Source organism: Anabaena sp. FACHB-1391 (genome assembly GCF_014696755.1).
GTDB classification, from domain to species: Bacteria; Cyanobacteriota; Cyanobacteriia; order Cyanobacteriales; family Nostocaceae; genus Dolichospermum; species Dolichospermum planctonicum.
Genome location: NZ_JACJQS010000076.1, coordinates 1 through 4,826, shown reverse-complemented (window position 1 = coordinate 4,826; position 4,826 = coordinate 1). Strand labels below are relative to the sequence as shown.

1 protein-coding gene is annotated in these 4,826 nt (G+C 41.2%); it reads left to right on the top strand.

What is annotated here, in order from left to right; genetic code table 11:
* Positions 1–140: 140 nt before the first annotated feature.
* Positions 141–3,590 carry a cadherin domain-containing protein gene (locus H6F62_RS20170; RefSeq protein ID WP_347238727.1) on the top strand — a complete coding sequence of 1,150 codons (3,450 nt, stop codon included), beginning with the start codon at positions 141–143 and terminating at the stop codon, positions 3,588–3,590.
* Positions 3,591–4,826 lie beyond the last annotated feature (1,236 nt).

Genomic DNA, 4,826 nt, shown 5'->3' with positions numbered 1-4,826 from the left:
ATGGTGTGCAAGTAGTCGGTAACTATGCTTACGTAGCTGATTATGATTAAGGACTACAAATAATAGACATCAGCAACCCCACTACCCCCACACTCAAGGGCAATTATGATACATCTGGCTATGCTTATGGTGTGCAAGTAGTGGGTAACTATGCTTACGTAGCTGATGATTATTCAGGACTACAAATAATAGACATCAGCAACCCCACTACCCCCACCCTCAAGGGCAATTATAATACATCTAGTAATGCTTTTGGTGTGCAAGTAGTGGGTAGCTATGCTTATGTAGCTGATTTTACTTCAGGACTACAAATTATAGACATCAGCAACCCCACAACCCCCACCCTCAAGGGTAATTATGATACATCTGGCTATGCTAGAGGTGTGCAAGTAGTGGGTAACTATGCTTACGTAGCTGATTATGATTCAGGACTACAAATAATAGACATCAGCAACCCCACTACCCCCACCCTCAAGGGCAATTATGATACATCTGGCTATGCTTTTGGTGTGCAAGTGGTGGGTAACTATGCTTACGTAGCTGATTTTACTTCAGGACTACAAATTATAGACATCAGCAACCCCACAACCCCCACCCTCAAGGGTAATTATGATACATCTGGCTATGCTAGGGGTGTGCAAGTGGTGGGTAACTATGCTTACGTAGCTGATTATGATTCAGGACTACAAATCATTGACATCAGCAACCCCTCTACCCCCACCCTCAAGGGCAATTATAATACATCTGGCAGAGCTTATGGTGTGCAAATAGTCGGAAACTACGCTTATGTTGCTGATTTTGATTCAGGACTACAAATCATAGACATAAGCAACCCCACAACCCCCACCCTCAAAGGCAATTATGATACATCTGACTGGGCTTTAGGTGTGCAAGTAGTGGGTAACTATGCTTACGTAGCTGATAGTGATTCAGGACTACAAATAATTGATATCAGCAACCCCACAACCCCCACCCTCAAGGGCAATTATGATACATCTGGCTTTGCTTTTGGTGTGCAAGTGGTGGGTAACTATGCTTACGTAGCTGATTTTGATTCAGGACTACAAATTATAGACATCAGCAACCCCACAACCCCCACCCTCAAGGGTAATTATGATACATCTAGCGATGCTTTTGGTGTGCAAGTAGTCGGTAACTATGCTTATGTGGCTGATAGTGACGGTGGTTTAAAGATTATTAATGTGAGTGAATTTACTAACCAAGCACCCACTAACATTACCTTAAGTAATAGCACTGTTGCAGAAAATCAAGCCATTAACACAGTAGTTGGTAGCCTCACCACCACAGACCCAGATACAGCAAACACCTTTACCTATAGTTTAGTCACTGGGACAGGTGCAACAGATAATAGTTTATTTACCATTACCAATAATCAACTTACCACCAACTCTGTATTTAACTTTGAAACCAAAAACAGTTACAGCATTAGAGTCAAAACCACCGACCAAGATGGGTTATCCTTTGAAAGACAATTAACCATTGGAGTCAGCAACGTTAACGACGCTCCCACCAACCTTACACTCTCCACCAGCACAATTGCAGAAAACCAAATTATTGGTACAGTGATTGGTAATCTCACCACCACAGACCCAGATACAGCAAACACCTTTACTTATAGCTTAGTTACTGGGAACGGTGCAACGGATAATAGTTTATTTACCATTAGCGGAAATCAACTTAGAACCAACTCTGTATTTGACTTTGAAACCAAAAACAGTTATAGCGTTCGACTGAGGACAACAGACCAAGGTGGGTTATTTTTTGAAAGACAATTAACCATTGGAGTTAATAACGTTAACGAAACCCCTACCAACCTCACACTCTCTAATAGCACCGTTGCGGAAAACCAAATTATTGGTACAGTGGTTGGTAATCTCACCACCACAGACCCAGATACAGGAAACACCTTTACCTATAGTTTAGTCACTGGGAACGGTGCAACAGATAATAGTTTATTTACCATTAGCGGAAATCAACTTAGAACCAACGCTGTCTTTGACTTTGAAACCAAAAACAGTTATAGCATTCGACTGAGGACAACAGACCAGGGTGGGTTATCCTTCGAGAAACAATTAACCATTGGAGTAACTGACCTTAACGAAACTCCTACCAACTTAACCACCACAGCCCAACAAGATATCATAGACGCTCAAGGTGAAAACGACACCATTACCAGCATATTGGCCAATTTACAACAAAACGACACCATCAAAGGTGGTAATGGCACAGACACCTTAATTATCACTGGAGGAACAGTTAACGATCTTATCTCCATAGATACCAGTAACACCACCAATCAATTAGATATTCCTGGGACAACAGTATTCGGATTTGAACGCTTTGATTTAAGCAGCTTTACAGGTACTATCAGTTTTGATGGTACTACTGGTAATGATTGGATTAAAGCAGGTACAGGAAACGATGATTTAACCGGTGGAGACGGTAATGACACTCTGAACGGGGGAGCAGGTATAGACTTTTTAATCGGTGGTAAAGGAAATGATACCTTTGTCGTAGAAGATATTGGTGATATCATTGCTGAAGGTTTAAATGGTGGCATAGATACCGTTGAATCTTCTATCACTTGGACATTAAAAACCAACTTAGAAAACCTAACGTTACAGGGAACAACCGCTATTAACGGTACAGGTAATAACCTGAATAATATCATTACAGGTAACACTGGTAATAACACTCTTAATGGTGGTTTAGGAAATGATACCCTCAATGGTGATTTAGGAAATGATACCCTCATTGGTGGTGTTGGTAACGATTCCTACTATGTAGACAATACAGCAGATATCATTACAGAATTAGTAGGACAAGGACTAGATAGCGTTTTCAGCACCGCAGCAACTTATACTCTCAGCGCCAATGTAGAAAACCTAACGTTACAGGGAACAACCGCCATTAATGGTACAGGTAACACCCTCAATAATATCATTACAGGTAACGCAGCCGATAACGTTCTCACCGGTGGTACTGGTGCTGATACCCTTATTGGTGGCGCTGGTAACGACTCCTATTATGTGGACAGTACAGCAGATAGCATCACAGAAAATGCTAATGAAGGAACAGATAGCGTTTTCAGCACCGCAGCAACTTACACCCTCAGCGCCAATGTAGAAAACCTGACGTTACAGGGAACAACCGCTATTAATGGTACAGGTAATGAACTAAATAACAACATTACAGGTAATACTGGTAATAACGTTCTCACAGGTGGTGCGGGTGCTGATACTTTAATTGGTGGTGGTGGTAGCGATAGCCTGTATTTAGGTTTAAACGATAATGCTGTAGATAACGTTAACTACGTTCTTGGTCATGGTACAGATATAGTTTACCAATTTGTGCGCGGTGTCAGTGGCGATAAACTGAACTTTACAGGTATTGCCAATTTTGATGTGATTACATCAGGTAATTCTACATTAGTGCGAATTGGAGATGGTATTATTGGTAATGCTGGTTTTGGTACTGGTCAATCATTAATGACTTTATCTGATACATCTGGATTTAATAGCACCAATGCGAGTTTAAACCTGTTCGGAGGTACTTTCCTATTTAGTTAATAGCTTTATTGGGTTTTCTCAACCCAATAACTTAGGGACTTTGTTGTTAGGACTTTGTTGGGTTACGTTGTCGCTTAACCCAACCTACAATTATCACTTTAATCAGGTGACAGGTGCTACGCCACGGGGACAGGTGACAGGGAACAGAGAACAGGGAACAGGGAACAGAGAACAGGGAACAGAGAACAGGGAACAGAGAACAGAGAACAGGGAACAGCCAACAAGACGCGAAAAATTTGTTTTTTAGGTGTTGACAAAGGATTTGAAATATGTTATCATAATTTTGATAAGGAAGAACTATCTGAAATTAGGTGACAGTTGACAGGGAACAGGGAACAGGGAATAGCTTTTTGAGTAGGATAGCGATAGCGAAGCGCTGCTGCAAGCAGTTCGCTATATAATAGGGTAAGTTTAGGTTGAGTGAGGTACATTTTGTGCGGGCAAGATGCCCGCACCACAAGAGTTTTATTTTATTATTAATATCTGTACTTGAGGTAAAGGCTTTGGAGGTAGGATAGCGATAGCGAAGCGCTGCTGCAAGCAGTTCGCTATATTATATAGTAACGCACCATTTAAAATCATTGACATCATCAAAAAATCCCCATCTTCATCCTGTACATCCTTTCATCCTGGATATCCTGATTCTGACATCACCCCACAAAGCAACAATTAACGCAAAAAAAACCGCGAAAAATTTGCTTTTTAGGTATTGACAAAGGATTTTAAATATGTTATCCTAAGCTTGATAAGGAAGAACTATCTGAAATTAGGTGACAGGTGACAGGGAACAGGGAATAGCTTTTTGAGTAGGATAGCGATAGCGAAGCGCTGCTGCAAGCAGTTCGCTATATAATATAGTAAGTTCAGCTTGAGTGAGGTACACCTTGTGCGGGCAAGATGCCCGCACCACAAGAGTTTTATTTTATTATTAATATCTGTACTTGAGGTGAAGACTTTGGGTGTAGCACAGCGATAGCGAAGCGCTGCTGCAAGCAGTTCGCTATATAATAGGGTAAGTTTAGGTTGAGTGAGGTACATTTTGTGCGGGCAAGATGCCTGCACCACAAGAGTTTTATTTTATTATTAATATCTGTACTTGAGGTAAAGGCTTTGGAGGTAGGATAGCGATAGCGAAGCGCTGCTGCAAGCAGTTCGCTATATTATATAGTAACGCACCATTTAAAATCATTGACATCATCAAAAAATCCCCATCTTCATCCTGTACATCCTTTCATC